Origin of the sequence: Chromobacterium piscinae (assembly GCF_021129175.1) — a bacterium.
Taxonomy (GTDB): domain Bacteria; phylum Pseudomonadota; class Gammaproteobacteria; order Burkholderiales; family Chromobacteriaceae; genus Chromobacterium; species Chromobacterium piscinae.
Genome location: NZ_JAJOHV010000006.1, coordinates 40,401 through 62,215, shown reverse-complemented (window position 1 = coordinate 62,215; position 21,815 = coordinate 40,401). Strand labels below are relative to the sequence as shown.

At 61.7% G+C, this 21,815-nt stretch carries 25 protein-coding genes; 9 read left to right on the top strand and 16 right to left on the bottom strand.

Annotated features, from left to right (window positions below; all coding sequences use genetic code 11):
• Position 1: 1 nt before the first annotated feature.
• From LQR33_RS01750 to LQR33_RS01725, 6 genes are read left to right on the top strand one after another with little or no spacing between them, the layout of a single operon-like run.
• Positions 2 to 256 (top strand): type III secretion system needle complex protein, encoded by a 255-nt coding sequence (locus LQR33_RS01750; RefSeq protein WP_205692591.1) that lies wholly within the window; start codon positions 2 to 4, stop codon positions 254 to 256.
• A gap of 42 nt (positions 257 to 298) precedes the next feature.
• Positions 299 to 601 (top strand): type III secretion system inner rod subunit SctI, encoded by a 303-nt coding sequence (sctI, locus tag LQR33_RS01745; RefSeq protein WP_083340650.1) that lies wholly within the window; start codon positions 299 to 301, stop codon positions 599 to 601.
• Positions 598 to 1,344 carry an EscJ/YscJ/HrcJ family type III secretion inner membrane ring protein gene (locus LQR33_RS01740; protein WP_269326173.1) on the top strand — a complete coding sequence of 249 codons (747 nt, stop codon included), beginning with the start codon at positions 598 to 600 and terminating at the stop codon, positions 1,342 to 1,344. The genes sctI and LQR33_RS01740 overlap by 4 nt, the downstream gene beginning before the upstream one ends.
• Entirely contained in the window at positions 1,337 to 1,933 is a 597-nt protein-coding gene (locus LQR33_RS01735; protein ID WP_231467186.1) for a type III secretion apparatus protein OrgA/MxiK, read from the top strand. The genes LQR33_RS01740 and LQR33_RS01735 overlap by 8 nt, the downstream gene beginning before the upstream one ends.
• Positions 1,890 to 2,603, top strand: a complete 714-nt coding sequence (locus tag LQR33_RS01730) for a hypothetical protein (protein ID WP_231467183.1) — start codon at positions 1,890 to 1,892, stop codon at positions 2,601 to 2,603. Before LQR33_RS01735 ends, LQR33_RS01730 begins: the two co-directional genes overlap by 44 nt.
• A 7-nt stretch (positions 2,604 to 2,610) precedes the next feature.
• On the top strand, positions 2,611 to 3,087 hold the full coding sequence (locus LQR33_RS01725; protein WP_231467181.1) for a hypothetical protein: 477 nt from the start codon (positions 2,611 to 2,613) through the stop codon (positions 3,085 to 3,087).
• Positions 3,088 to 3,296: 209 nt separating this feature from the next.
• On the opposite strand, the gene LQR33_RS01720 is transcribed toward LQR33_RS01725, so the two are convergent.
• The 4 genes from LQR33_RS01720 to LQR33_RS01705 form a co-directional block, all read right to left on the bottom strand.
• Positions 3,297 to 4,493 carry an ArdC-like ssDNA-binding domain-containing protein gene (locus LQR33_RS01720; protein ID WP_221667114.1) on the bottom strand — a complete coding sequence of 399 codons (1,197 nt, stop codon included), beginning with the start codon at positions 4,491 to 4,493 and terminating at the stop codon, positions 3,297 to 3,299.
• Positions 4,494 to 4,508: 15 nt separating this feature from the next.
• Entirely contained in the window at positions 4,509 to 4,889 is a 381-nt protein-coding gene (locus LQR33_RS01715; RefSeq protein ID WP_221664517.1) for a hypothetical protein, read from the bottom strand.
• A gap of 69 nt (positions 4,890 to 4,958) precedes the next feature.
• Positions 4,959 to 5,705, bottom strand: coding sequence for a bactofilin family protein (locus LQR33_RS01710; RefSeq protein ID WP_166440456.1), 747 nt, complete (start codon positions 5,703 to 5,705; stop codon positions 4,959 to 4,961).
• Between the two features lie 60 nt (positions 5,706 to 5,765).
• On the bottom strand, positions 5,766 to 6,593 hold the full coding sequence (locus tag LQR33_RS01705) for a hypothetical protein (protein WP_221667115.1): 828 nt from the start codon (positions 6,591 to 6,593) through the stop codon (positions 5,766 to 5,768).
• 151 nt (positions 6,594 to 6,744) lie between these two features.
• On the opposite strand from LQR33_RS01705, the gene LQR33_RS01700 reads away from it, so the two are divergent.
• Entirely contained in the window at positions 6,745 to 7,677 is a 933-nt protein-coding gene (locus tag LQR33_RS01700) for a prepilin peptidase (RefSeq protein ID WP_231467179.1), read from the top strand.
• Between the two features lie 65 nt (positions 7,678 to 7,742).
• Here the strand turns inward: LQR33_RS01700 and LQR33_RS01695 are convergent, their stop codons facing one another.
• The 12 genes from LQR33_RS01695 to LQR33_RS24305 all read right to left on the bottom strand — a co-directional run bounded on the left by LQR33_RS01695 (position 7,743) and on the right by LQR33_RS24305 (position 20,426).
• Positions 7,743 to 8,414 carry a hypothetical protein gene (locus LQR33_RS01695; RefSeq protein WP_231467177.1) on the bottom strand — a complete coding sequence of 224 codons (672 nt, stop codon included), beginning with the start codon at positions 8,412 to 8,414 and terminating at the stop codon, positions 7,743 to 7,745.
• 40 nt (positions 8,415 to 8,454) lie between these two features.
• The gene (locus LQR33_RS01690) at positions 8,455 to 8,967 is read right to left on the bottom strand and encodes a hypothetical protein (RefSeq protein WP_221667116.1); all 513 of its coding nucleotides are present in this window, start codon (positions 8,965 to 8,967) and stop codon (positions 8,455 to 8,457) included.
• Between the two features lie 540 nt (positions 8,968 to 9,507).
• Positions 9,508 to 9,831 (bottom strand): hypothetical protein, encoded by a 324-nt coding sequence (locus LQR33_RS01685; protein WP_166440451.1) that lies wholly within the window; start codon positions 9,829 to 9,831, stop codon positions 9,508 to 9,510.
• Between the two features lie 791 nt (positions 9,832 to 10,622).
• The gene (gene pilV / locus LQR33_RS01680; RefSeq protein WP_205692589.1) at positions 10,623 to 12,020 is read right to left on the bottom strand and encodes a shufflon system plasmid conjugative transfer pilus tip adhesin PilV; all 1,398 of its coding nucleotides are present in this window, start codon (positions 12,018 to 12,020) and stop codon (positions 10,623 to 10,625) included.
• Between the two features lie 23 nt (positions 12,021 to 12,043).
• Entirely contained in the window at positions 12,044 to 12,979 is a 936-nt protein-coding gene (locus LQR33_RS01675; protein WP_221664523.1) for an ATPase, T2SS/T4P/T4SS family, read from the bottom strand.
• A 60-nt stretch (positions 12,980 to 13,039) separates the two neighbouring features.
• Entirely contained in the window at positions 13,040 to 13,615 is a 576-nt protein-coding gene (locus tag LQR33_RS01670) for a type 4 pilus major pilin (protein WP_231467175.1), read from the bottom strand.
• 76 nt (positions 13,616 to 13,691) lie between these two features.
• Positions 13,692 to 14,792 (bottom strand): type II secretion system F family protein, encoded by a 1,101-nt coding sequence (locus LQR33_RS01665; RefSeq protein WP_166440447.1) that lies wholly within the window; start codon positions 14,790 to 14,792, stop codon positions 13,692 to 13,694.
• 46 nt (positions 14,793 to 14,838) lie between these two features.
• On the bottom strand, positions 14,839 to 16,488 hold the full coding sequence (locus tag LQR33_RS01660) for a GspE/PulE family protein (RefSeq protein ID WP_231467172.1): 1,650 nt from the start codon (positions 16,486 to 16,488) through the stop codon (positions 14,839 to 14,841).
• Positions 16,489 to 16,603: 115 nt separating this feature from the next.
• On the bottom strand, positions 16,604 to 16,999 hold the full coding sequence (locus LQR33_RS01655; protein ID WP_166440445.1) for a hypothetical protein: 396 nt from the start codon (positions 16,997 to 16,999) through the stop codon (positions 16,604 to 16,606).
• A complete protein-coding gene (locus LQR33_RS01650; protein ID WP_221664526.1) occupies positions 16,989 to 18,269 on the bottom strand; it encodes a type 4b pilus protein PilO2 in 1,281 nt (426 codons plus the stop codon). The genes LQR33_RS01655 and LQR33_RS01650 overlap by 11 nt, the downstream gene beginning before the upstream one ends.
• A 1-nt stretch (position 18,270) precedes the next feature.
• Positions 18,271 to 19,860, bottom strand: coding sequence for a PilN family type IVB pilus formation outer membrane protein (pilN, locus tag LQR33_RS01645; RefSeq protein ID WP_221664527.1), 1,590 nt, complete (start codon positions 19,858 to 19,860; stop codon positions 18,271 to 18,273).
• A 17-nt stretch (positions 19,861 to 19,877) separates the two neighbouring features.
• Positions 19,878 to 20,426 (bottom strand): toxin co-regulated pilus biosynthesis Q family protein, encoded by a 549-nt coding sequence (locus tag LQR33_RS24305; protein WP_231178816.1) that lies wholly within the window; start codon positions 20,424 to 20,426, stop codon positions 19,878 to 19,880.
• 285 nt (positions 20,427 to 20,711) lie between these two features.
• On the opposite strand from LQR33_RS24305, the gene LQR33_RS24300 reads away from it, so the two are divergent.
• Both LQR33_RS24300 and LQR33_RS01630 read left to right on the top strand, forming a co-directional pair.
• Complete coding sequence (locus tag LQR33_RS24300) at positions 20,712 to 21,278, top strand: SPOR domain-containing protein (protein ID WP_231467169.1); 567 nt, start codon at positions 20,712 to 20,714, stop codon at positions 21,276 to 21,278.
• Positions 21,275 to 21,799, top strand: coding sequence for a lytic transglycosylase domain-containing protein (locus tag LQR33_RS01630; RefSeq protein ID WP_221664530.1), 525 nt, complete (start codon positions 21,275 to 21,277; stop codon positions 21,797 to 21,799). Before LQR33_RS24300 ends, LQR33_RS01630 begins: the two co-directional genes overlap by 4 nt.
• The last annotated feature ends 16 nt before the right edge of the window (positions 21,800 to 21,815 follow it).

Sequence of the window (21,815 nt, the reverse complement as noted above, 5' to 3'; positions counted from 1 at the left end):
CATGGCCGCCAATATCGGAGCCTCAAGCCCGGATTCTTTTTACATCAACGTGTTGTCGCAAAATTTTGACGTGACCGGACTAAAAAGCGAAGTAGATACTGCCCTGAAGGACCTTGTCGCCAATCCTTCCGACCCAAGCGTACTCGCCAAGTACCAAAGCAAATTGTCTGAATACAACCTGTACCGCAACGCCCAGTCCAACGTGGTCAAGACCTTCAAGGACATTGACGCCGCCATTATCCAGAACTTCCGCTAATCGTCGCGCCGGCAAGCCGCCGGCGCCAACCTGGACTCCAAGATGATTCCCATTTCCGCCGCCCAGTCGCGCCAGGCCATCCAGGTCAGCGACATCAGCCAGACCGATCAGCAAACCATGTCGCTGGAAGACAGAATGATCCATGCCTTCGCCGAATCCGCGGTCTCAGTCGGCACGGAGAAAACTGCCATCATGCAAAAAATCGATCAACCCGAGGATTTGAGCGACCCGTCCAAGCTATATCAGCTGCAGCTGCGCACATCCAATTACAACCTGGAAGTTTCCATGCTCAGCACCCTCGCCCGCAAAGGGGTCGGCGTGGTGGAAAGCCTGCTGCGCTCATGATGCGCGCCTGCCTGAAAGCCGCGCTGCTGGCGCTGCTGCTGGCAGGCTGCCAGCAAAAGGACTTGCTGAAGGGCTTGGACCAGCAGCAGGCCAATGAAGTCATCGCAGTGCTGCAGCGCCACAACATTGAAGCGGACAAGCAGGACAAGGGCAAGAGCGGCTTCAGCATCGCCGTGGCGCCGTCCGACTTCGCCGCCGCGGTAGACTGGCTGAAAACCTACGACCTGCCCTCCCGTCCCCGCATGGAAGTGGCGCAGATGTTCCCGACCGACTCGCTGGTTTCCTCGCCGCGCGCGGAGAAGGCCAGGCTGTACTCCGCCATCGAACAGCGGCTGGAGCAATCGCTGCAGACCATGGATGGCATCTTGTCCGCCCGCGTCCACGTCAGCTATGACCTGAATGCCGGGGAAGACGGCCGGCCGCCCCAACCCATTCATCTCGCCGTATTGGCAAGCTATGACCGGGATATCGAACCGGAACCGATGATCAACAACATCAAGCGGTTTCTGAAAAACAGCTTCGCCGATGTCGAATACGAAAATATCTCGGTAGTGCTATCGCGCCGCAGCGAAGCCCAGCAGCAGCAGCCTGGCCAACCATCCGCCAACCGGCCGGACAACCTGCCGATATTGCTGGCCGGCTTGGCCGCCTCGGGCTTGCTCGCCGCCGTCGCCGCCTGGTTCTGGCTGCGCCAAGGCAGGCGAGGCGGCAAAACGGCGCTCGCGGAGCCGCGGCATGGCTGAGCGCTCCGGCATCGACGCCGAACTGTCCCTTCAAGTGCGCGGCATTCTGTTCGACCCGCTGTCCTATCTGCATCCGCAACGGTTGCGGCTGCCTGCCGCGCTGGACAGCCCGCGGCAGCGCGCCATAGTCAACGACATGCTGATCAGCGGCCATCGCCTGGATTGTCACTGGCCCACAGGCCCGCTCAATAGCGCCACCCGCCAGTTTCTGCGCCATTGGCCGCGGCTGCCGCAAACGGCCTACCTGATCGGCTGCCAAGCGCTGCGCGCCGCTCTGGGTTGGCAAGGCGGCCTGCTGCGCCTGCCCGTCTGGGCTCAAGGTTTCGCCGCCATGCAGTTGGGACCGCCAGGCGGCGCAGCGCCGTCCCGTCCCATTGTCCACAACGATTTGCTGCGCGCCGGCTACAGCCGCCTGCAAGCCTGGAAGGGGGAGCTGCCCGCGGCGCTCTCCCAGCGGCTGGCGCTCGCGTTTCCTCCAGCCGTCGATGGCATGCCGGCCGCGTCCGGCGCGCCGGACTTCCTGCTACTGACCTTGGCTCTGCAATATGCCCAGCGACACCCCCATCTTCCGCCCGCAGACAGCAATTGAGGGCGTGCTGATCCGCCGCGGCCAGCTGGAACGCATCCGCCGCGCCCACAAGCTGGAGCGTCAGGCGCGCCGACACGCCAGCCAATTGCTGCGGGAAGCTCAAAATCAGGCCGACGCCATTCGCAGCCATGCCTATAGCGACGGCTACCAACAAGGCATGCTGACAGCGCTGGATCAGATAGCCGCCGCGCTGGCCGACAGCCAGGCCCTGGCCGAACGATGGCGCGGACATCTGGAGCAACAGGCGCGCGCGATGCTGGCCGCCGCTGTCGACCACCCTGACACCTTGCTGCTGCTGCTGGACGAGTGGCTGAAAAGCCAGCCGTCCGCCGCGCCGGAAGCGACGCTGTACTTGCGGCTGCCCAAAACCGCCCGCCCGCGGCAAGGCGCGCTGATGTCTCTGCTGGCGGAGCGCTGGCATGGCGTCATCCAGATTGACCACCATGACGATGACCGCTTCATCATGCGGTGCGCCGATCAAGCGGCGGAATTCTCCCCAGAACACTATCTGGAGCCAGCGAGCCGCCAGTTGCTTCAAAGCCTGAACGGTTTGCAGCAAGACTGCCGCCAGTTGTCCGCCGCCGCTCTGGAGCAATTGCAGCGGCAATTGCGGCAACGGCTGGAGCCGCTGGCCGCGACGCTCCCCGCCACCCCGTCAACGGAAAACTAAACACGCCATGATCACGCCCACGCCAAACCGGATTCCCGACACGCAAACGCTCGGCATCAGCGCCGCGGACTCCATCGTCCCGCTATATTTGCGCGCAGCCCAAGTCCAGCAAACCGCCGCCGCGCAGGAAAGCGCGCTCGCGCCCGTAGACGCCGCGCAGGCTCAAGCCTTGCTGGCGGCGCTTAAACAGCTGCCGACGCCGGCGTCGGACTCTCTGGCGGACCGCAAAGCCTATATCGCCGCCATCGCGCGACAGTTGCGCGATTTCAAGACCCCTCAGGGAGACGCCCGCGCATTTGCCACCCTGGCCCAGCAAAGAGCCGTGCTCCAGCACATCCAGAACGAAATCGGCGATGCCTCTCCTCTTTACAAACCGCTGACCGGGGTCATGCTGGGCGCCAGCAATCTGCAATCGCAAGTGAGCCAGTGGATGCAGGAGGTCCTATTGTCGGATGGCACGCCGCCGGAATTCAGCGACTGGTGACGCGGGGATGATCAAACTGCGCTTGGCGGACGGCAACGAAACCGCCGTGGAATATCCTGGCGCAGTCGGATGCGGCCGCTGGCGGGAGGGGCGACATCAGGACTTCCGGATCGCCGCAAAAAAACAGCCGCCCTTCAGGCGGCTGACACAGCTGAATCCCGCGCCTGAGGCAAGGCTCTCCAGCTCAGGGGATAAAAATATCGCGCCGTTCAACGCGGCATCGAAATCTCGGCCGACCGCCCCGCAACCGCGGCGGCGAGGCCGGGGACAGCCATATCGATGGCCGTAGCCGCGCGCCGCTGCCGCCGCCGCGCGTCATCCAGCTGCAGCAGATCCCGAACCATGCCCTCCTCTTCGGAAAGAAACCAGCCGAATAGCTCGCGCGCGGTAATAGGCAAGTCATCATGAATGCCTGACTGAATGGATTGCCGCGCCCAGGCCTGGAAGCGGCCATACAACTCGGCTTCGGTTTCAGGCAAGAGTTCCTGATTGCCGAAATGGCTAGCGGTCAACTGCGTCGACTCCGCGACAGTCAGCAGGGACACGTCCATCCATAGCGCGCCCCGCCGCGCCGCGGACTGGGCAGCGGCCGCAGCCGGCGCAGGCTTCCACTCCGCCGCCGACGGATCGGCCAGCAGATTCGCCCTCACAAACTCGTCGCCCGCTCGCTCGAATGCCGCTGCCGCCGGCGAGCGCTGGCCAAGCCAGGCCCACATTCGCTCAACCGCATGCGCCGCGCGAAAGACTGCCAATGGCCCCTCCGCCCGCTCCGAGCCAGGCACGCGCCGATCCGGCATCTCTCCAAAAAAACCAGGCAGCCAACTCAACATGGCCGCGGCCATCCGCCGCAGCAACTCGGCACCCTCATCCAACTCCTTCTCCTCCAGGCAATGACGGGCCAGGGCCGGGAAGGCATTCAGCTCATCCGCCCATCCCAACTCATTCAATACAGCTTCCGTCAAGCGAACGCCGCCCCCTCCGGCCGCCCGATCGCAATCCGGGGGAGGCGCCAGCGGCGGCAAACCCATGATTTGCGCGCCATTAAACAATGAACAACCTTTCAGCACGTATACGGCTTCATCGCCAGGCATGGCCCCCCCGCGCGTCACAGGCAGCGCGAACACCGCCAAAGCGGCCTGCGCGCCGTTGGCGAGCCTGATGTCGCCAAACCGTTGCCGCAAGTCGTCTATCTGCTTCAACGTCAGCCAGCGGGGATCGGCGCTCTCCGCCGGCAAGGCGGCGCTCAACAGCAAATGATTGATGCCTTGATAAACCGTTCCCGACAGCGGATTGAAATGACGCCCGGGCACAGCCGCGCAGCCTGGCCGCAGCGCATCCGAATACCGGGAAACCCTTTCCGAGGCCTCGCTCAAATAATCGCGCCGTCCGCTTCTCCGCAGACTCATGAAATCCCCTCTTCCCTACAGGTACAAGCCGCTGATTGACTGATGCAGGCCCGTTTCCCCTCGCCCCATCATCGAAGCCAGCGTGGCCAGGCTTCCCAGATAGGCCGCCGCGGCCTGGGCAAACACAGGATCCGCAGCCGACGCTGCCATGGCGCGGATCGCCACCAAGCCATCCCCGCCCAAGGGGGAAAATGCGACCTCATGGTCTTCGGCCAACAACTGCATGATGCACAAGCGCTCGATCGCCAGCTTCAGAAAAGGCAGGCAGGCCCACCGGGCATCTTCCTCCTCGTCGCTCGCCTCCGGCGGCAAAGGCGCATCCAGGCCCAGCCTGCCAGCCTCCGCTGCCGACAATGCATCCGCCGGTATCCGTCGTGGAAAACCTTGCGCTTCCATCGCCACTCCCGATCGCACCATTCAAATGAAAAGCCTGCCTCGCCCGCGAGCGATGCGATTCGGCCTCTATCAGGCGCCGACGGCCAAGGAACGCAGGCCCGCCGTGTTGTCACGCTCGATATCCAGGCCGCGGTAAAGTCTTTCGATCTCCGCCGTATTCTGCGTCGCGGCCAATGTCGAGACCGCCGCCGAAACCGGCGCGGCTGCCGGTTCGCGCTCCATCGTCAAAACCGGGATGTCCGCGCCCGGCGCCGCTCCGTCGCCCGGCAATGCGCGCCGGCCCATATCGCAAGGATGCGGCGGATGGTCCAGCATCGCGATATGCTCGACCCGCCTTACCATTCCAGACAAGGCGGACCCGATATCCTGGCGCAAGGTATGTCGATAGTTGACCGTGCCGCAGACTTGGGCAGTCGGCATCAGCAACACGTGGTCGGCGTAGATATCTCCATCCAGGTTGCCGGCCACGACCACGACACGGGCATGCAGATCGCCGTTGATGTCCCCTCCCTGGCTGACGATGACGATAGGATCGCACTCCTTGACCGCCCCATTGGGGATCAAGCTGCCGATGATCCGCCCCGACACCTTGACACCGCGGCCGATGAAGATGTCGCCATGAATCTCCATGTCGATCTCGATCAGCGAGCGGATCTGCTCGCGCGTGATGGTGGGCGAGCTGCCCTTGAGCGTGTCGCTGATCGCCTCCTCAGGCTGGCTGCCCGCCACCACCTGCAGAGCTTCCGACTGTTCGATAGAGTCGAGTTTGCTGAGCGCGTCGCTGCCCAGCAGCATTTTTGCGAAAAACTTGCGCATGACTTCATCCTTTCATATCCGCGCCCGATGGCGCTGCCGTCATCCAGCCTGCGCCGCTGGCTAGAGGTTGACCTTGTAGCGGCCATGATCCGTTTCGATCACCTGCGCTTGCTGGTCTATGCGCTGAATCACTTCGCCGTTCCTGAAGCGATCGCCTACCTGTAATTCAGTGGCGCGGCCATCCGGCTGCGTCACCCACACAGATGTGGAGGACATCCCCAGCACGCTCAAATCCCGCGCCTTCCGTCCATGTCCGGCGGCAACCGGCTTATGCGCGCTCTCCGGCCGGCTGCGAGCCGTCAATGCTTTCACCTCCGCCTCCAGCCTGGCGACCTTGGCCGCCAGCGTTTCCTCCGGGGGCGCGGACTTCTGGTTGATGGCCCTGGGGTCAAGCGCCGGAGCCGCGGATTTTCGCCCGGATGGAGCGGATGTCGGCGCATCCGGCGCCGTTGCAGACTGCTGAGCGGCAAACGGGGCGGAAGCGTTGGTCCGCGTGGCAAGCATTGGCGGCGCAGCACGCCCGGCCGCCGCGGATGCCGCGCCAATTTTCGCAGCGTTCTGACGCGGCGCCGGCATCGCCGGCCGGCTGACAGGCGCCGCAGCAGCCGCCAGCGGCTCGACAATCGGCTGCGGACTCAAAAACTTCTGCCATAACAGCAACCCCAGCAGGGTGAGAACAAGCCATGCGATCAACGCCAGCACCGCCACGCGCCGGATATCGCGCTTAGGCTTGCCCCCCTGCAGCGGGTGCGCGGGCCTTTCCTCCATCTTGAAGTCCTGGTGCGGCAAAGATTGCCGCCATGCATCTCGCGCGGCTGAGCGCTCATCGGCAAAACCAGGCTCCTCCCTATCCAAGGCCAGGCTTTCCGCATCGCCAAAATCATGCATTCCACTCATTCCGACACCTCGTCACATAGGTCAATGCCAGAAATATGTTATATTGAAGTAGATACTAAATCAAACTTTATGTTGGCGGATCACAAAAATTGCATGCCACATTCCCACTGACAAACCTTGTCCGAAAGAAAGCCAGGAACACATGATCGACCGGAAAAGCGCGCTTCTCATCGGAAGCGCGAGCATCGCGCTGACAGGGCTATTTTCCTGGCTCAGCCTAAACGCCGCACTCACCGCTCAATTCGCCACCGCGCTGCTGGTCTTGGGCTTGCTGCTTGGAAGCTTCTTGAATGTGCTGGCTCACAGGCTCCCAAAAATGATGGAATCCGCCTGGCGACGCGAATGCGCCGAAGCCGCCGGCCAGCCGATGCCGCCGCTTGAAACGCTGACCCTATCCCACCCGCGCTCGCATTGCCCCGCCTGCCATGCCCCGCTGGCCGGATGGACGCTGATTCCGCTTCTTGGCTATTTGCTGCTTCGCGGACGTTGCGCCGGCTGCGCCGCCAAGATCAGCTTGCGCTACCCCCTGGTCGAGCTCGGCATCGGCCTAGCCTTCTTTGGAATAGGCTGGCGGCTAGGCCCCCATCCCACCGCCATCGCCAGCCTGGTTTTTCTGTTCCTGCTGTCCGCGCTGGCGCTGATTGATCTTGATGTCAGACTGTTGCCAGACACGCTGACCCAGCCATTGCTGTGGCTGGGTCTAGCCGCCAATCTCTTTCATCTATTCATTCCACTACAAGACGGGGTAATCGGCGCGATGGCCGGATATCTGCTGATGCGGGCGATCGCCGCCGCGTTCCGCCTATGCACAGGACGGGATGGACTCGGCGCCGGAGATGTCAAACTGATGGCAGGCTTGGGAGCCTGGCTAGGATGGCAGCAACTGCCGCTGATTATCGGACTCGGCGCCATAAGCAGCGCGCTGGCCGGCGGCGCGCTGATCGCGATGCGGAAGATTGACGGCCATGCGCCACAACCATTCGGCCCCTACCTCATCGGCGCAGCCGCGGTAGCGTTGCTCTGGGGAAATGAAATCGCCGCCTGGTATCTGAAGACAGCCCTGGGGCAGGGCTAGCAGCCAGCCTTGACACTGCGCCGGATGGCCCCAAGGGCCATCGCTCGGCGAAACCATACTTGGATCTAAGGCGCCTTGGCGCGGCGCACATCCTTCATGACGTCGGCGGGCGGCTCGCCATCCAGCAGTCGCTTCACCCACCCCCGCTCCGGCTCGGCCAGGACGCCCATGCGCCGCTCCACCCGCTCGGCAAGCCCTTTGGCGCCGTGAGCCTCCTCCAGCGCCACATTAATCATCAAGTCTTTGCGGTACTTGGCATTGCCTCGCATTTGAAAAAAATCCAGCAAATTGCGGTCAATGCTTTCCCCTTCAGGCTGCGCCGATTCGGCCAGGCGCCGATCCGCGGCCGGCGGTTGGCGGTTGGCCGGTGCGACATCGGCGGGATGGATGGCCATATCCACCAGCTCTCGCGCCAGCTGAGCGTGGCCGGCAACCGCAGCGCGCCTCACCGCAGCAGCATCCAGCGCGGTGATGGGCGCGTTGCTCATGGGGAACAACACGGACAACGCCATGGCGCCCAACGCATCCCGCGCCCCGAGCGCCTCCGCCCTCAGGAAAAACTTCGCTACATTGCTTTCCGTCATGGAAGCCGGCGGCGCTCCATCCAGAAAAGCGCCGGCCTTCCACTCGTCAAACCGTTGCCGCATCGACTCAGGCACCTCGCCCCTGAAGTAGCAAGCCTGCAACTCCTCCGGCAATACCGCCGCAAGTTGACGTTCATACACCGGGATGTTCACCGTAGACATCTGTCACACCTTTTTGCGATAGACCCGATCATTACCGAATGACACCATGTTCTTTTAGCGCCGGCACCTCTCCAGTTGCCACCCTTTCCATTCGGTACAACAACTCCGTCAATCTGGCCAAATCCACCACGCCAGAAACGGAAAGACTAGGCATCGCGCCCTGCTGCAGAACCGCCGCCTCAGCCTCACTGCGCGCAGCCACGAAATTGACCACGGGATTCCGGTCCGGCGCATGAGTCTTAGAAAACCCGACAACAACGAAAACCCGCTCCGCGGGCAGGCGGCCGTCATCGCCAAAAGCCACCCCCTCTTGCATCAGGCAAGCCTCGTCGCCGGCGGCGATCCGATTCATGTAATTTACATATCGACGCACTTCGGCCAGACTCATCACACCCGCCGGCTGAAACTGCGGCATGCAACGCTTTGCCAAACTGGATGCGACGGTCGCAGTGTCCGCAATGACATACACAGAAGCCGCCGAGAACGCTTTCTTAAGTTTTGCCCAATAGCCCGCAACCAAAAATACGCGTCCGTCATCGTACATGTCTTTTCCCCTCACTCAGTTACCATGAGTGACCCTGCCTCTTGGCGCAGCCCGGAGGTTACAGTTTCTTTTAGTTTCATTACTACTAGAGTGTACCACAAGGTCACAAAAATTCATTTCCACGAACGCCAACGACTACGCCGCTCATACATGAGCCTCCTCCATGTCCGGGTTATCCGCATTTTAAAACGGTACGTTGCCAGCCACTCCGCCGCGCTGCCAGAAACACAAACCACCATTGTCAGACAATCAACGGGCATAAAAACACCCAGCTCGTCCCTGGGCGACCACCACCACGGCAAATAGCCTGACATGCCAAATTCAAGATAAAAAAAACAAAAATATTGATTTAGTATCATCGGAAAACGAAGTCTACAGGAAAGGTAAGGAATGACCGCGACTATCAACTCAAGAAGCATTCAATAATGCCTCGCCTCCAGCCCGTCCGCCCTCAAGGCGAAATAACCGCCTGCCAACCACCTTCGGTCGAATCCGCCGGCGTTGCCGCCGCAGGTCCAAATACATGAGTTCCGAGTGTTTCTACCGCTCGACGCAGTCAGCGGCGCTCCTCAAAGCGACCCGGATTTGGCACACCGTATCTTCCACCCAGAACAAATAGTCGCGCATGCAGACTGCAAGTTCCTGAAACTCCTCAATCACGGCTGGATCGCCGACATCATCCGCACACCAATGCAGCATGGTTTCCAGACTATCAGCCAGCTGTCCCCTGACGCTCAATCCTTGAACAAGATCATTGGCCCGCTCCTGGGTCAGCGCGCCGACCCGAATCGCCTCATCGATCAAGCTAGCCAGCAGCAGGGATTTTTGCGCAATGTCCTTCAGCACCGCTTGAATTTTTTTCATACCAAACCTCTATCAACCCTTCCAGCCCTATCCAAGGAAGTCTCAGCCAACACACCAGAGCATATGCCAGACAAAACGACACGCATCATCATCCGCTTCACACCCATTCCCAACTCGTCACCCTGATCCAATCGCCCAAAACCGCCTTGACACCCAACAAGGGAGACCGCCGCCGGAACGTTCAATCAATACATGCTGCAAGCTTCAATAACGGAAAAGCATGTCAACGGCAATGCCAAATCCAATTAATAATTTATTAAGATACATACTTTAACACAACTTTTTATTAAAAAAACGCTAAATAACGCTCATGCAAAACGGTGATTTTCCACGCAAATCCACGCGCTACAATGCTTGCCAAGCGCGAAACATCGCATTGCCGCACAAGCGCGCCGACCCGGTATTTTAATGCTCATTCATCCTGGATAATGGCATGGCCCGCCCTGCCCGCAGGCGCCCGGCCTGGCGACAAGTCGGCGAAGCCGAAACATGCCGAAGTCATCACCCATGAGTACAGCGTTAGATGCGCGGCCTTAGCGATCGAGAATGCGCGCCCAATCCGCAATGTCCATCCGGATTGCTCAGCGCCTCAAGACATAGTCATCAAATTTACTCATAACATGCGTCAGGATGCGACAAAGGCGGCCCAGCAGCGGCCATGTCCGCAGCGAGAAGGAAGGAAGGAGCGCGAACGCATGGAGAGGAAACCGCAGCCTCAGACCAACGCTGCCATGGATCAAGAAGACGTAAAACGGCGCAGGACGCAGCCGGTTGCCGCGCCCTGGCCATATTTATTTGGTGCACATGGCTACAGCCTTCCAGCAGCCCGACTCCGCCCCCCCGGTCCAGACATACCAGCCCTCGCGGTTCAACTTGTCGCGCGGCAACGGACGTTCGTCGTTGCGGGACTTGAAGCCCTGCGGATATTCGTCCCGCGCTATGGTGTAAAAGGCCAGCGGCGCGCTTTCCTCCGGCGCGAGGGTGTACTTCTCATATAGATGTTCGTCTGCCTGATTGGGCCAGCCAGTCAGGTAGTAGCCCCCCGCCACCAATCGAGCCCCTTCCTCGCAATAGGCGATCGACGCATTGCCCCTGTCCCCCTTGGGCGGACGCATCGATTGCTTGCCGCAAGTTTCAACCTCCGCCACCGCGGGCTTGGTTTGCGAAAAACCGCCCGGCGCCCACTTCAGCCTCTGGCATGACAGGATCAAGCCATCCTCATCGCGCCCCACCAAGCCGTTCGGCGAGCAATCCGCCCCAATCACCGCTCTGGAGTCTCCTCCCAATTGCAGGTATTTATTGGCGGTCAGCCGCTCCTTGGCGATGAGCTCGCCTTTCATCGTCGCCAGCTTCTCCACCGTCAGGTTGCCGCCGGCAGACAAATCCGCTCCTGCGGTGATGTTCTGAAAGGCCGCCATGCTGCCGGCAACAATCGCACTCCCATCCATCGTCAGCGAGCCCGTCCCCGCGATGTCCTTGGCGGCGCCGATGTTGCCGCCCCCCATGTTCAGATTGCCCGTCATCGGCCGGCTGCCGTCGCGCCGCAGAAATTGGTCCATATCCGAGCGCAGATAGCCGCCGCGCACGGCGACGATGCCGCCCTGCTGATCCGATGCTGGATTTTCCATCTGCAGCGCCTTCTGCCCGCGGTTATCCGGAAACGTCAGAAACTGCTTGCTCTGCAGCATCGACATCCCGCCGTTGACTCCTATCGTCTGCACGGCGGCGGCGGCGGCCACATAGTCGACTTTGTCCGAGGCGGAGGGGTACGGCAAAATCAATGGTTTATCGACATAGGTCAGCGCGTCGATATTGCAAGTCGCCGCATCCGCGCATTGACTGCCCCTCTTCAATACGATCTGGTAATTGCCATCCGTGCCCGGCGGCTTGTCGCCAAAGCCGCCCATGCCGGCGTACTTGACAATTTCCTGGACCGTGGGGCGCAACACATCCTTGGCGACCAACACGCCCTTGTCCACCAAGGGAATCGGCGGTCCGGAAGCAAACAGGGCCTCTACGATCTTGGGGTGATATTCGACGACATAACTGTTCACGCCTCTGGCCAACCCCGCCAGCGCGCCGCCCAGTTGCCGGCCCCGGCTTTCCCGCCAATCGTTCACCTGGCGCACCCCCAGATAAGCCAGGCACATGCCTATCAAGGTCACGGCGATCGCCAGGCTGATCAGCAACTCCCCTGCCTGCTTCCTGCGCATCAGCTTCCCCTGTTCTGAACGTTCATGCGTCGCTGGATGTCCACCTCTCCTTCCAGGCGCGCGTACTCGCCCTTGCTCAGGAACTGGTAAAGATCCCTGCGCTCGCGCACATCCAGCGAACTTACTTGCGGAATGCCGTTGTCCAGGCGCTGGTGAAATACCATGCGCAAGGCGTCGGCGATGAATTTGTCGGCCTGGATCTCGCCGCCGGCCCGCGCCAGCGAAGCCAGCCGGCTCAGCGCGGTGGGAATATCGCGCGAGTGTATGGTGGACAAGACCAGGTGGCCGTCCACCGCGATCCGCAGCAACTCTGCCGCGCTATGCGGATCGCGCACCTCGCCTATCATCAGTATCGAACGCTCGCGCGCCGGGAAGGAGCGCAAGGACGTAGTGATCGCCTCGGCGAAACGGTGATCAAAGCTGATTTCCTGCCCCGAGGGACAATCCGTCACATCGATCTGGGTGCAATAGCCCTCGCCATGCCAGCCCTCGATGACGATCTCCACCGGATCCTCCACGGTCTGGGCGAAGCCGCCGAACTTCTCGAGCCGGGACACCAGCATCGCATTCAAGGTGGTGGTCTTGCCGGAGCCGGTCAGGCCGGAAAACAGCACCAAGCCGCCGCTCTTTTTCAACTCGTCCGACTGCATCATCCGCACGTGGCATTCCAGCAAGCCCAGCTCATTCAGCTTGGGCGCCTGACCCATCACCTTGCGGCAGGCGTAACGGAATGGCTGCATGCGCTGTACGCGCCAGCGCGCCCCGCCAACCGCCACGGTGAAACCCGAGCGCTGCTCCATCTGTTTTTGCTCGGCCAAAACCGCTTCTGCCATTTCCTGCAGGAAAGCCCTGTGCGCGTCCGCCGGCCGGATCTGTCCGGGAAACAGCACGCAGGACTGCCAGTCGCGCACGTGCAACTGAACGTCGGTAATCATTTCTTGCATCATGTATCCGGATACTCTCGCCGCCACCCCGCTTCCGGCGGGGCGCCGCTGTTATTTGGTGAATGCGAACTCGATATCAGCAGTCTTGCCGCCGCCAGGATTGCACGCGATGCCCAGAGAGCTCACGCTCAGCGCCGTGCCATTGGCGGTGTCCTTCACCGTAGTGCCGCCGATCTTGATCCTGGCAAACAATGCCTGCACATTCGGCACCAGCTTGGCGCAGGCTTCCGCCGAATAGCCCTTCGACGTAATCGTCAAGCCGTCTTCGTTGCCGAAAACGCTGCCATGGCTCCAGTCCACCGTGCCGCCAAAGCGGTTCAGAATGTTTTTGCCGCTGATGCGATCCGGCGGCGACAGTTTGAGGCTGACCGCCACATCGGTTGTCAAGCCGCTGCTGTCAGCGCCGCTGCCGAACACGCGCAGGGCATTGGAAACCGATTGCTGAATGTCCGAGGTTTCCGAGTTGACCTTGATATTGGTCATTACCGTAGGCACCACCAAAAAGCCGACCGCCAGAATGAAAGCGATGATGCCGACGGCGACCGAAAGCTGGATCAGATCGATGCCGGCCTGGCGTTTGAGCGAGCCGTTACGGGTCGCCATAGTTTGTATTGGCAATGCATGCATGAGTATCTCCCACCACTATGTAAAGTTAATTAAAATAGTAACTATGATAAATATTTATTTGTATAGGTAGAGTAAATTACCCTCCGGTGGTCATTTGCTGAATCTGATTGCCCGCTTCCAGCGCCGTCATCATCATGCCGGCGATGGTCAGCAGGATGAATCCGCCCACCATCACCACCAGCGCGTTGCGCATGATGGCCGAGCGCTCGCCTATCGCCTCGGCGATCTCTTCGATCGTGCCAAGCCCTATCTTGCGGATGCCGTCTTCGAAATTGCTGCGTTCGGAATATTCCGACAAGCGGTCGAAAATCTCCTCGGAAAACAAACCGGTATCCATCGCTTTCAGGATGCTGCGGTTGGCGGTAAGCGAAATCCGGATCCGCGCCAAATGCCAGCGCATCCATGGCGTGGCGCCGCGCTCCAGCAGCATCACCGCATCGAACACCGCGGTATTCGCTTGCGACAGCGCCGCAAGCGACACCAGAAATTCGCTGGCCTTCAAATCGCGATACACGGAGTACGGCAGATGGCGGTCCAGCCGGTTGCGCAGCGAGCCGGTCCAGCGCGGCAGCGACCAGAAATAGGCGAAGCCCAGCAACACCGGCAGCCCATAGATCAGAAACCAGAAATCGCGTATTGCCGCCGACATGTAGTACAGCACCTTGCCAATGAATGGAAAGCGCTCGGCGGGCATGATCTGCTCCATGATGGGCATCATGCCGATGGCCACCCCCAGCTGCACCCCGCTCATCAGGACCAGCAGAAAAATCGGCAACGCCACCGCCATCTTGATGGCCTTGGCGTTGCCCTCCCTGATTTTCACCACCCTGGCCAAAAAGCGCAGCGCCTCCGGCAGATCGCCGCGCTCGCCGGAACCGATCACCATCAGATCGTCCGCCGGAACCGTTCCCTCCCAGGTGCCGCGTAGATTCATCGACGCCGCCCGCTGGCGCCAATAGGCGAACAAGGGCGCCATCGGGTTGCCGCGCTCGCGCGCCAACGCGTATTTGTGGGAAAACAACTCATAGGGATTGGCGCCGTCCTCGATCGAATCGGCCAGATCGCCGTAGAATTTGGCGCGCAGTTTCAGAAACTTCCGCCGCGCCTTGGCCAGGCCTGCGTATTTCGACTCATCCGCGGGAGCGATGCCGAAAAACCGCTTCAGCAAATCCAGCATGACTGGCTCCTCCTCGCCTCGCCCGGCCCTTCTCCGCGAAACCGGCTCATGCGCATTCCGTTTTCTCCGCCGGCGTCAGCGGGCGGTACTTCTTGAGTTTGCGGAACGCCGACTCCACATCGCGAGGGTCCAGCAAGCCCAGCGACATCTTGTAGAGCGCATGCTCCATCGCGGTCTTTCCCAGCATCGTCGGATCGTCCAGGCGGCCGTTGCTCAGAGCGCGCCAGCGCTTCTCCGCCTCCCAGAACCGTCCCTCCCGGATCAGCGGCAACATTTCCTCAGTCACTTCGCACACCTCGGCGACCACGGTCTGTCCCATGCTGCCCAGATGCCGGCACTCGGGACACCCCGCCCCCTCCACTCTCACCGCCTCGATATCGATGCCCAGATCGGCGATGGTGCGCAGATACGACTCATCCAGGCAGCCTGCCGCCGGCTGGCTGCATGCCGGGCACAGCACCGGCACCAGCTTTTGATAAACCAGCGCGGTCAGGAAGTCCGGCGCCGCCAGCGCGTGGATCGGCATGCCGACCTCGTCGTCGCTCAGCCGCGGGATGATGCCGAAAGCGCTGGCGGCGTGGACGGTGGACAACACCTGGTGGCCGGTCTGGGTCATGGCCTTGGCGAACGAACCGGTTTCCACATCGCGGATCTCGCCGCCCATCACCTTGTCCGGATCGCCGCGCAGCAAGACCTTGGAGGCCGCGCCGAACGCGGTCTCGCTGCCGTCCTTGCGGCTGTCCTCCGCCTTGCGCTGGATGGGAATTTGCGTCACATGCGGCTGGATATACTCCACCGGATCCTCGATGGAGAAAAACTTCTTGCCGGAATGGCGCTCGTAAGTCATCAACGTGCGCAAAGTGGTGGTTTTGCCCGAGCCGGTCTCGCCGGCGATGATGGTCAGCCCGGGCGAGCGGAACACCGCGTCCTCCAATGCTTCCACCTGATCGGCCGAGTAGCCCAGCTCAGCCAGGCTCATGATGTCCTTCTCCACCGCCTCGTTCAGCAGTATCCGCAGGACAATGTCGACGCCGCGGTTTTCCCGGATGCTCTGGAAACGCAACTGGTAGTTGCGTCCCTGGATAGCCAGGCTGATGGAGCAGCTTTGATGCTTGTTTTCATCGAAATGGTTGTGGCTGCGGCTGCTGGAGTCAGCACGGGAGTTGTAAGCAGTGGAAACCGCATCCATCATCGCGTTGAAATCGCGCAGCAATTTATCCTTAGGGTCGCTGTCCCTCAGCTTGCCGTGGACGCGGTAGCGAACCTGGACCAGGCCGCTGTCGCGAAACTCGAAATGGATATCGGTGGCGCGCAGATCGATCGCCTTTTCGATCACCATGTCGAAATTTCGATAGCCGCCGGTCTTGGCGTCTCCTCCCCTCAGCCCGGTCTCCATGCCATGCTGCTGCAGCTGGGAGTGAACCAGCAGGATCTCCTCCATGCTGCCCACGAAGATGCCGAGACAAGCGAAACGGGTCCGGCCGCGCACCCCGGCGTCGAAGCGCTGCAGCAGATCGCTGTGCCGAAGCTGGCGATAAGCGGCATCTTCCAGAAGCAGGATGTATTGCTTCGCCTTGGCCGCGACCAGCACCATCGCGTCGTTCTCATGGCCGGGCAATATCAGTTCGCTCTCCTGCCGCCATCCCTGATGCCGGATAGCCTCCAGCTTGAGCTGGGCGATCGGGCTCGCCGGCATGGCTCTCACCCCTCTCGTCGCATTCCGGGCATGTGCCCTGCGCTCCGCGCCCTCATCCCGCCGCGACGCGCCAGTCAACCATTTCCACACTTCCACGATCCACTCCTTCCCGCGTTCAGCGCGGCTCCGAGATCGCCGCGCCGGCATCCATCAGCAAACGCGTCCGCTTGCCGCGGCGCGCCATGTCGACATAGTCTTCGCCCACCGCCGCGATCTTCCACTCCTGCAACATGTCGCCGGCCTGAACTGCCCGGCCGTATTTTCCGCCCACCACGATATAAGCCTTGCGAACCTTGCCCCGGCTCTGGATAAACATCAGGTCGAACGGCTGCGCCGCAGCCTCCCCCCCCGGCCCTGGCAGTGCGGGCGCGGCTCCCGCGGCGGGCAGCGGCGGCATGCCGCCGCTCGACGACAACGCCCCTCTTGCGAAACTGTCTACGGTTTCCGCCGCCGCGGGCAAAGCCAGCGCCAACCCGGCGAGCGCCAGCCATTTCAGCGGATTAGCGGACATAGAACGCTCCCTTCGCCGAAAATGCGGGATTCTTGTCATCTACCGTCACTGCGAGTTGATCTATCGTCATGTTGTTGGCTTTCTCCATCAGGCCCGGCAAGGAATCCAGAAACGCCAGATGGCCTTGCAGCATCCAGTCCCCCTTGCCCAGCGGCCGAAGCTGGACCGCCCGGCTCTTTAACTCCGGCGGCACCGGCACCAGAGGCTCTATCTTGTTCAAGGCCACCTGCAGCCGGCTTTCCCCAGAGAAGGATTTTCCGTAGTCATCCAGCATCTGCATCCGCACACCAGCCCTTAGGTAGAACTGCGAGGCATCCATCGCTTCAATCGCGGGAGCGCCGGCCGGCGGAGCGAAATCCAGGCTCTCCTCCGCAGTATTCATGTCCTGGAAACGGACATTACGGCGCTGCGCAAGCAAGGTTTCGAACGTGCCCCCGACCCCGCGCAGCCAAGTCAGCGCGCAAACGCCGTTTTGGCAAAACATGCGGCTGATCCGCCATCCGCCCGCCGACAACGGCAATTGCTGGACGACGCCCTGCATCGCCCGGGCATACCCCACGCCATGCCGCAACGGAAGTCCCTGCCAGGCTTTTTCCATCTGGCCGCGATAGATCGCCGCCGGATCTGGGCTGGCCGCCTGCAGCGTCGCCAGGCTCGCCAGCCGTTCGCGCTCTTGTTCCTGGGTCCACCACCAGGCGCCGCACCCCATGCCCGCCAGAACCAGCATCAACAAGGCGACCGCCCAGCGGCCGCCGCCAGGCAAGGGTTGGAAGCGTGACGCCGCCTTATCCTCATCGGCCAGCGCGCTGACGATATGCTCGAGATCGAGCAACCTGGTCGCAACCAGCGGGCCTTCGGACACATCGCCCAAGACGGTGACCCCGGTCCCGACCTCCTGGATGAACTGCCTGGCCGCGGCGATGGCCTCGCCGCGGGAAACCACGCGGTCATATGTCGGCTTGCCCTCGTGTATGGCGATGAAAATCAGGCTTTCCGCATCCTCCGGATCGGTATGCAGGAAGAGAATGTTGTCATCGTCCGACATTTCCCGGAGCAGGCCGGCCAGAGCGAAATACGCCGTTTTGCGCACATTGCCGGGCAAGTCGGCCAAGCCCACCACATGCGGACCCAGCTGATTGCGCAACACCAGGAACTGCTTGGTTCCCCGACGTGAGGATAGTTCGCGGATCTCGTCCGCTTCCTTGCTCAGCCCAAGCAGCGCTTCCCACTGGACCTCGACAACCAGATTGCCGAACAGCAGCCGGGACACCTCACACGCCCTCGGTCAGTTGCGGCGAGATGACCACGATGACTTCCTCGTCGCTCTGCGAGGCGGTCTTCGTGCCGCCCTCGTACGCAATCACGCCCTTGCGCCGCGTATTGTTCCTGGCCTGGCGGAACCCGCTCAGGATCAGCGTCTGTCCGGACTTCAGCGCCGCGCGCTGCATCGTCTGCACCGACGAAGTATTCGGCGTCTGGATCAGGTTGTCTCCGGACTTGACCTCATCGATCCCCATCAACTCGGACAGATCGATCTGAACCTGCAACATGACGCTGCTGTTGTTCAGCAAGGTCGGCAGCAAATTCATGACGAAGCCGGTCGAGATCAGGCCCGGCTCCAACCCAACGCTGGGTCCGGAACCGTTGGTGCCGGGCGTGCTGGTGACCCGGGCCAGATAGCCGCGGTTGCTGGTGACCGCCACCGGCGCCGGCTGATTATTGAGGGTGACGACATTGGTATTGACCACCGTGCTCACGCGTCCTTGTTGGCTCAGCGCCTGCAACAGGATTTTCGATCCCTTGAACTGCCCGGAATCCATCGTGATGCCGAACACGCCTTGGCTAGTATCCGAATTGCCCGCCATCCGGAACGAGCTGCCCCAGCCGCTTTGCGCTGCGTGATACACCAGATCCCAATCTATGCCGGCCGCAGAGTCGCGGGTCAGGCGGATCGAAAACACCTGCACCGACAAGCTGACCTGCCGCCCCAGTACCGCGTTTTCGCCATCGACGTAACGGCTCACGCGCTCAATGACGTCGGCCGAATCGGTCACCGTGATGGAGCTGGTCATCTCGGACGACACCGCCCGCCCAAGCGGCGACAGCATGCTGTTGACCGTATCGCTGAGCCGGTCCCAGTATTTCATTTCCGAATTCATGCTGACCGATGAGTCCGAGCCGAAATTCAGGCTGGAACCGCCAGCGGTGCCGCCCCCGCCAGTGCTGCTCTGCGAGCTCTTGCCCACCTTGGCCACATAGCTGGAGGTGCCCGGCATGGTCTTGATCTGAAAAGTCCGGGTAAGCAAGCGAGAGAATTTGACCGCCCCACTGCGGTACACCCAGTAGGTGCCGGTACGGTTGGCCACGGCATCCAGCAAGCCGCGCAGGCTGCCGCTGTAATTCACTTGCGCCCTGGGCTCTCCATCGCCTCCAGTCGCTGCGGGCAGCGGCAATGCTCCCAAACCCGGCTGCAGCGCCGGCAGCGCCGCCGTCTGCGGCGCGGCGCCGGTCTGCTTCGCCGCCCCGGCGCTGAAGATATCGCGCGCCAGACGGATGACGACTCCCTGCTCCTTGGCGATCTGTTCAAGCAGCAGCGACAGCGGCAATGCCCTGCCGGATGCGAAGCTGGCCGGCTCCTCGAAGCGAGCCGGCAACGCGTCCGCCTCATCCATCACGACCGAACGATGGGCAAGCCAGGCTCCGCCATTCCGCTCCACCAGCTCCGCCGCCGGATACGCCAACTCCGCGCCGGCCTTGCGCGATGCGTCCTGCACGTCGCCGATGCGCTCATCCGTGTTCTGCAACAGGCCCGGCGTGCCGCAGCCGGCCGCCATGACCGAGCAGCACGCGACAACAAGCATATTCCTCATACATCCCCTCATCGTGCGGCTTGAAGCACGCGAATGACCTTGTTCGCTTCGTAGACCTTGACCCGCACCGGCGAATCCGTGTTCTGCAGCGACCTGGCCACCTGCTCGATCACATCGAGAAAAGAGCCGCTGAAAGTCGCGGGATAGTCGATTGGAAAATCGCGATCCAACTCCCAGGCAAGAACCCAGCCATTGGTTTTGGCAAAGTCGCGCAGCGCGGCGGAAACCCTGCCCGCCCCAGGCTGCAAGCGCAGCACGACGCGGCTGGCGGCAGCCCCTTCGGCTGTCGCTGCTGTCATTGCCTCCTTTGCGGACGGACTTGCCGCCGCCATGGGCAGCGGCGCCACAGGCGGCACCGCCGCGGGCGCAGGCGCTGCTGGCGATGGCGCCGCGGCCGGAGAAGGCGGCGGTGATGGCGGCGCCTTGACCTCGGCCCCGCCAACCAAACCCGTGCCAGGAGGCTGCAAACCGGTATCGCCGCCCAAGTACAGAAATCCAGCGCGCGCCTGGACCGCGTGCATCAGAACAAACGTCGCCAGCAATAATTTCTTCTTCACAGCCGAACCCTAATAGTTCACTTTAGTGAATATTATATCAAACATTTTATAGATGCCAGTCAAATAAGATCATGCACAGATCAACACAATGCGAATCCAAAGCGGCAACCCTCTCAGCCACCGAGGGAGTAGCCTACCAATTTTTTGTTTGATATAGTTACTATTTTATCAAATAAATTTTAGAGAATGAAAATACCATCATGGCTGGCGCTGCTCACAGCCGCCCTCAGCGCCTGCGCCCCGCCCCCATACAATCGCCCGGGCGGCTCCTCCGAACTGGCAACCGTGACCAAAGCCACGGATGCGGCGAAAGACGGCCGCCAGGGGATGCCGCGCGCTGCGACGAATCCGGCCGAGGATCTCAGACAGGCGTACTCTGCCGACTACACCGGCTCGCCCCGCGAGATCGCCCGAGACCTCGCCGACGCCATTGGCTGGCGCTTCGAAGAACGCGGCGCCGCCGACAATACCGCCATCGTACGCATCAAAAGCGCGTCGCAACCGGCGCTGACGGTGCTGCAAGCCATCGGCGATCAGTTTCCCTACGTACTGGTGGTGGACGCAAAAACCAGGACCATCGCGCTCGACTACACGCGAATGATCATCGGCTCGCCGGCCGCCGCCAAGGCGCCAGACAAGCCACCCTCGCAGAAATACGCGATGGACGGCGGAATCTTCGCCAAACGCGCCTTGGCCGCGCGCGTAGCCGCCGCCTACAAAACCAAGGGATTTGACAGCCAGATCCAGGATGTCGGCAGGAAATTCCAGGTTCGAATCGGCCCCTTCCTCGACGACGGCGCCGGAGAGCGCAAGGTTCGGGAAGCCCTGGGACCCCTGCGGCGTCTGCCATGAACCCCCAGACACGCCGATTCCATCCCTCTCGCCGGCAATGGGCTTTCATCCTTGCGCTATTGCCGGCCCTTTCCTGCCAAGCGGCCCCCGCCGACCGGGTCACGGAACACTTCGACATCAGACGCACCGCCAATTGCGCGCTGGACGCCTCCCGCCGCTTCAGCGTGCCCTATCTGCTGCTGATGGCGCTGAAAGTAAAAGAGTCCGGCGTCCAGTTCAGCAATCCCTACATTACCGGCCATAACCGCAACGGCAGCAACGACATCAGCTACTGGCAGATCAACGACAATTGGCTGCCCAAACTGGCGCGCTACAATATCGACCGCGCCCGGCTATACGATCCCTGCGTCAATGTTCAGGTCGCCGCTTGGCTGCTCTCTTCCGAAGTGAGGCGCACCGGCAGCTGGGTAGCCGGCATCGGCGCCTATCACAGCCCCACCCCGAGCAAGGCCCAGCCCTACGCGGCCCACGTTTTGAAAATCTGGGCGGAGCTGCGGCGCAACCATCCTGGATGGGAATAAACCAAGCAAGACTGAT

Excerpts from the sequence above, each read along its gene's own strand:
- LQR33_RS01750 (WP_205692591.1), top strand. The coding sequence starts at position 2 with ATGGCCGCCAATATCGGAGCCTCAAGCCCGGATTCTTTTTACATCAAC.
- sctI (WP_083340650.1), top strand. The coding sequence starts at position 299 with ATGATTCCCATTTCCGCCGCCCAGTCGCGCCAGGCCATCCAGGTCAGC.
- LQR33_RS01740 (WP_269326173.1), top strand. The coding sequence starts at position 598 with ATGATGCGCGCCTGCCTGAAAGCCGCGCTGCTGGCGCTGCTGCTGGCA.
- LQR33_RS01735 (WP_231467186.1), top strand. The coding sequence starts at position 1,337 with ATGGCTGAGCGCTCCGGCATCGACGCCGAACTGTCCCTTCAAGTGCGC.
- LQR33_RS01730 (WP_231467183.1), top strand. The coding sequence starts at position 1,890 with ATGCCCAGCGACACCCCCATCTTCCGCCCGCAGACAGCAATTGAGGGC.
- LQR33_RS01725 (WP_231467181.1), top strand. The coding sequence starts at position 2,611 with ATGATCACGCCCACGCCAAACCGGATTCCCGACACGCAAACGCTCGGC.
- LQR33_RS01720 (WP_221667114.1), bottom strand. The coding sequence starts at position 4,493 with ATGAGTCTGCGGAGAAGCGGACGGCGCGATTATTTGAGCGAGGCCTCG.
- LQR33_RS01715 (WP_221664517.1), bottom strand. The coding sequence starts at position 4,889 with ATGGAAGCGCAAGGTTTTCCACGACGGATACCGGCGGATGCATTGTCG.
- LQR33_RS01710 (WP_166440456.1), bottom strand. The coding sequence starts at position 5,705 with ATGCGCAAGTTTTTCGCAAAAATGCTGCTGGGCAGCGACGCGCTCAGC.
- LQR33_RS01705 (WP_221667115.1), bottom strand. The coding sequence starts at position 6,593 with ATGCATGATTTTGGCGATGCGGAAAGCCTGGCCTTGGATAGGGAGGAG.
- LQR33_RS01700 (WP_231467179.1), top strand. The coding sequence starts at position 6,745 with ATGATCGACCGGAAAAGCGCGCTTCTCATCGGAAGCGCGAGCATCGCG.
- LQR33_RS01690 (WP_221667116.1), bottom strand. The coding sequence starts at position 8,967 with ATGTACGATGACGGACGCGTATTTTTGGTTGCGGGCTATTGGGCAAAA.
- LQR33_RS01685 (WP_166440451.1), bottom strand. The coding sequence starts at position 9,831 with ATGAAAAAAATTCAAGCGGTGCTGAAGGACATTGCGCAAAAATCCCTG.
- LQR33_RS01675 (WP_221664523.1), bottom strand. The coding sequence starts at position 12,979 with ATGATTACCGACGTTCAGTTGCACGTGCGCGACTGGCAGTCCTGCGTG.
- LQR33_RS01670 (WP_231467175.1), bottom strand. The coding sequence starts at position 13,615 with ATGCATGCATTGCCAATACAAACTATGGCGACCCGTAACGGCTCGCTC.
- LQR33_RS01665 (WP_166440447.1), bottom strand. The coding sequence starts at position 14,792 with ATGCTGGATTTGCTGAAGCGGTTTTTCGGCATCGCTCCCGCGGATGAG.
- LQR33_RS01660 (WP_231467172.1), bottom strand. The coding sequence starts at position 16,488 with ATGCCGGCGAGCCCGATCGCCCAGCTCAAGCTGGAGGCTATCCGGCAT.
- LQR33_RS01655 (WP_166440445.1), bottom strand. The coding sequence starts at position 16,999 with ATGTCCGCTAATCCGCTGAAATGGCTGGCGCTCGCCGGGTTGGCGCTG.
- pilN (WP_221664527.1), bottom strand. The coding sequence starts at position 19,860 with ATGCTTGTTGTCGCGTGCTGCTCGGTCATGGCGGCCGGCTGCGGCACG.
- LQR33_RS01630 (WP_221664530.1), top strand. The coding sequence starts at position 21,275 with ATGAACCCCCAGACACGCCGATTCCATCCCTCTCGCCGGCAATGGGCT.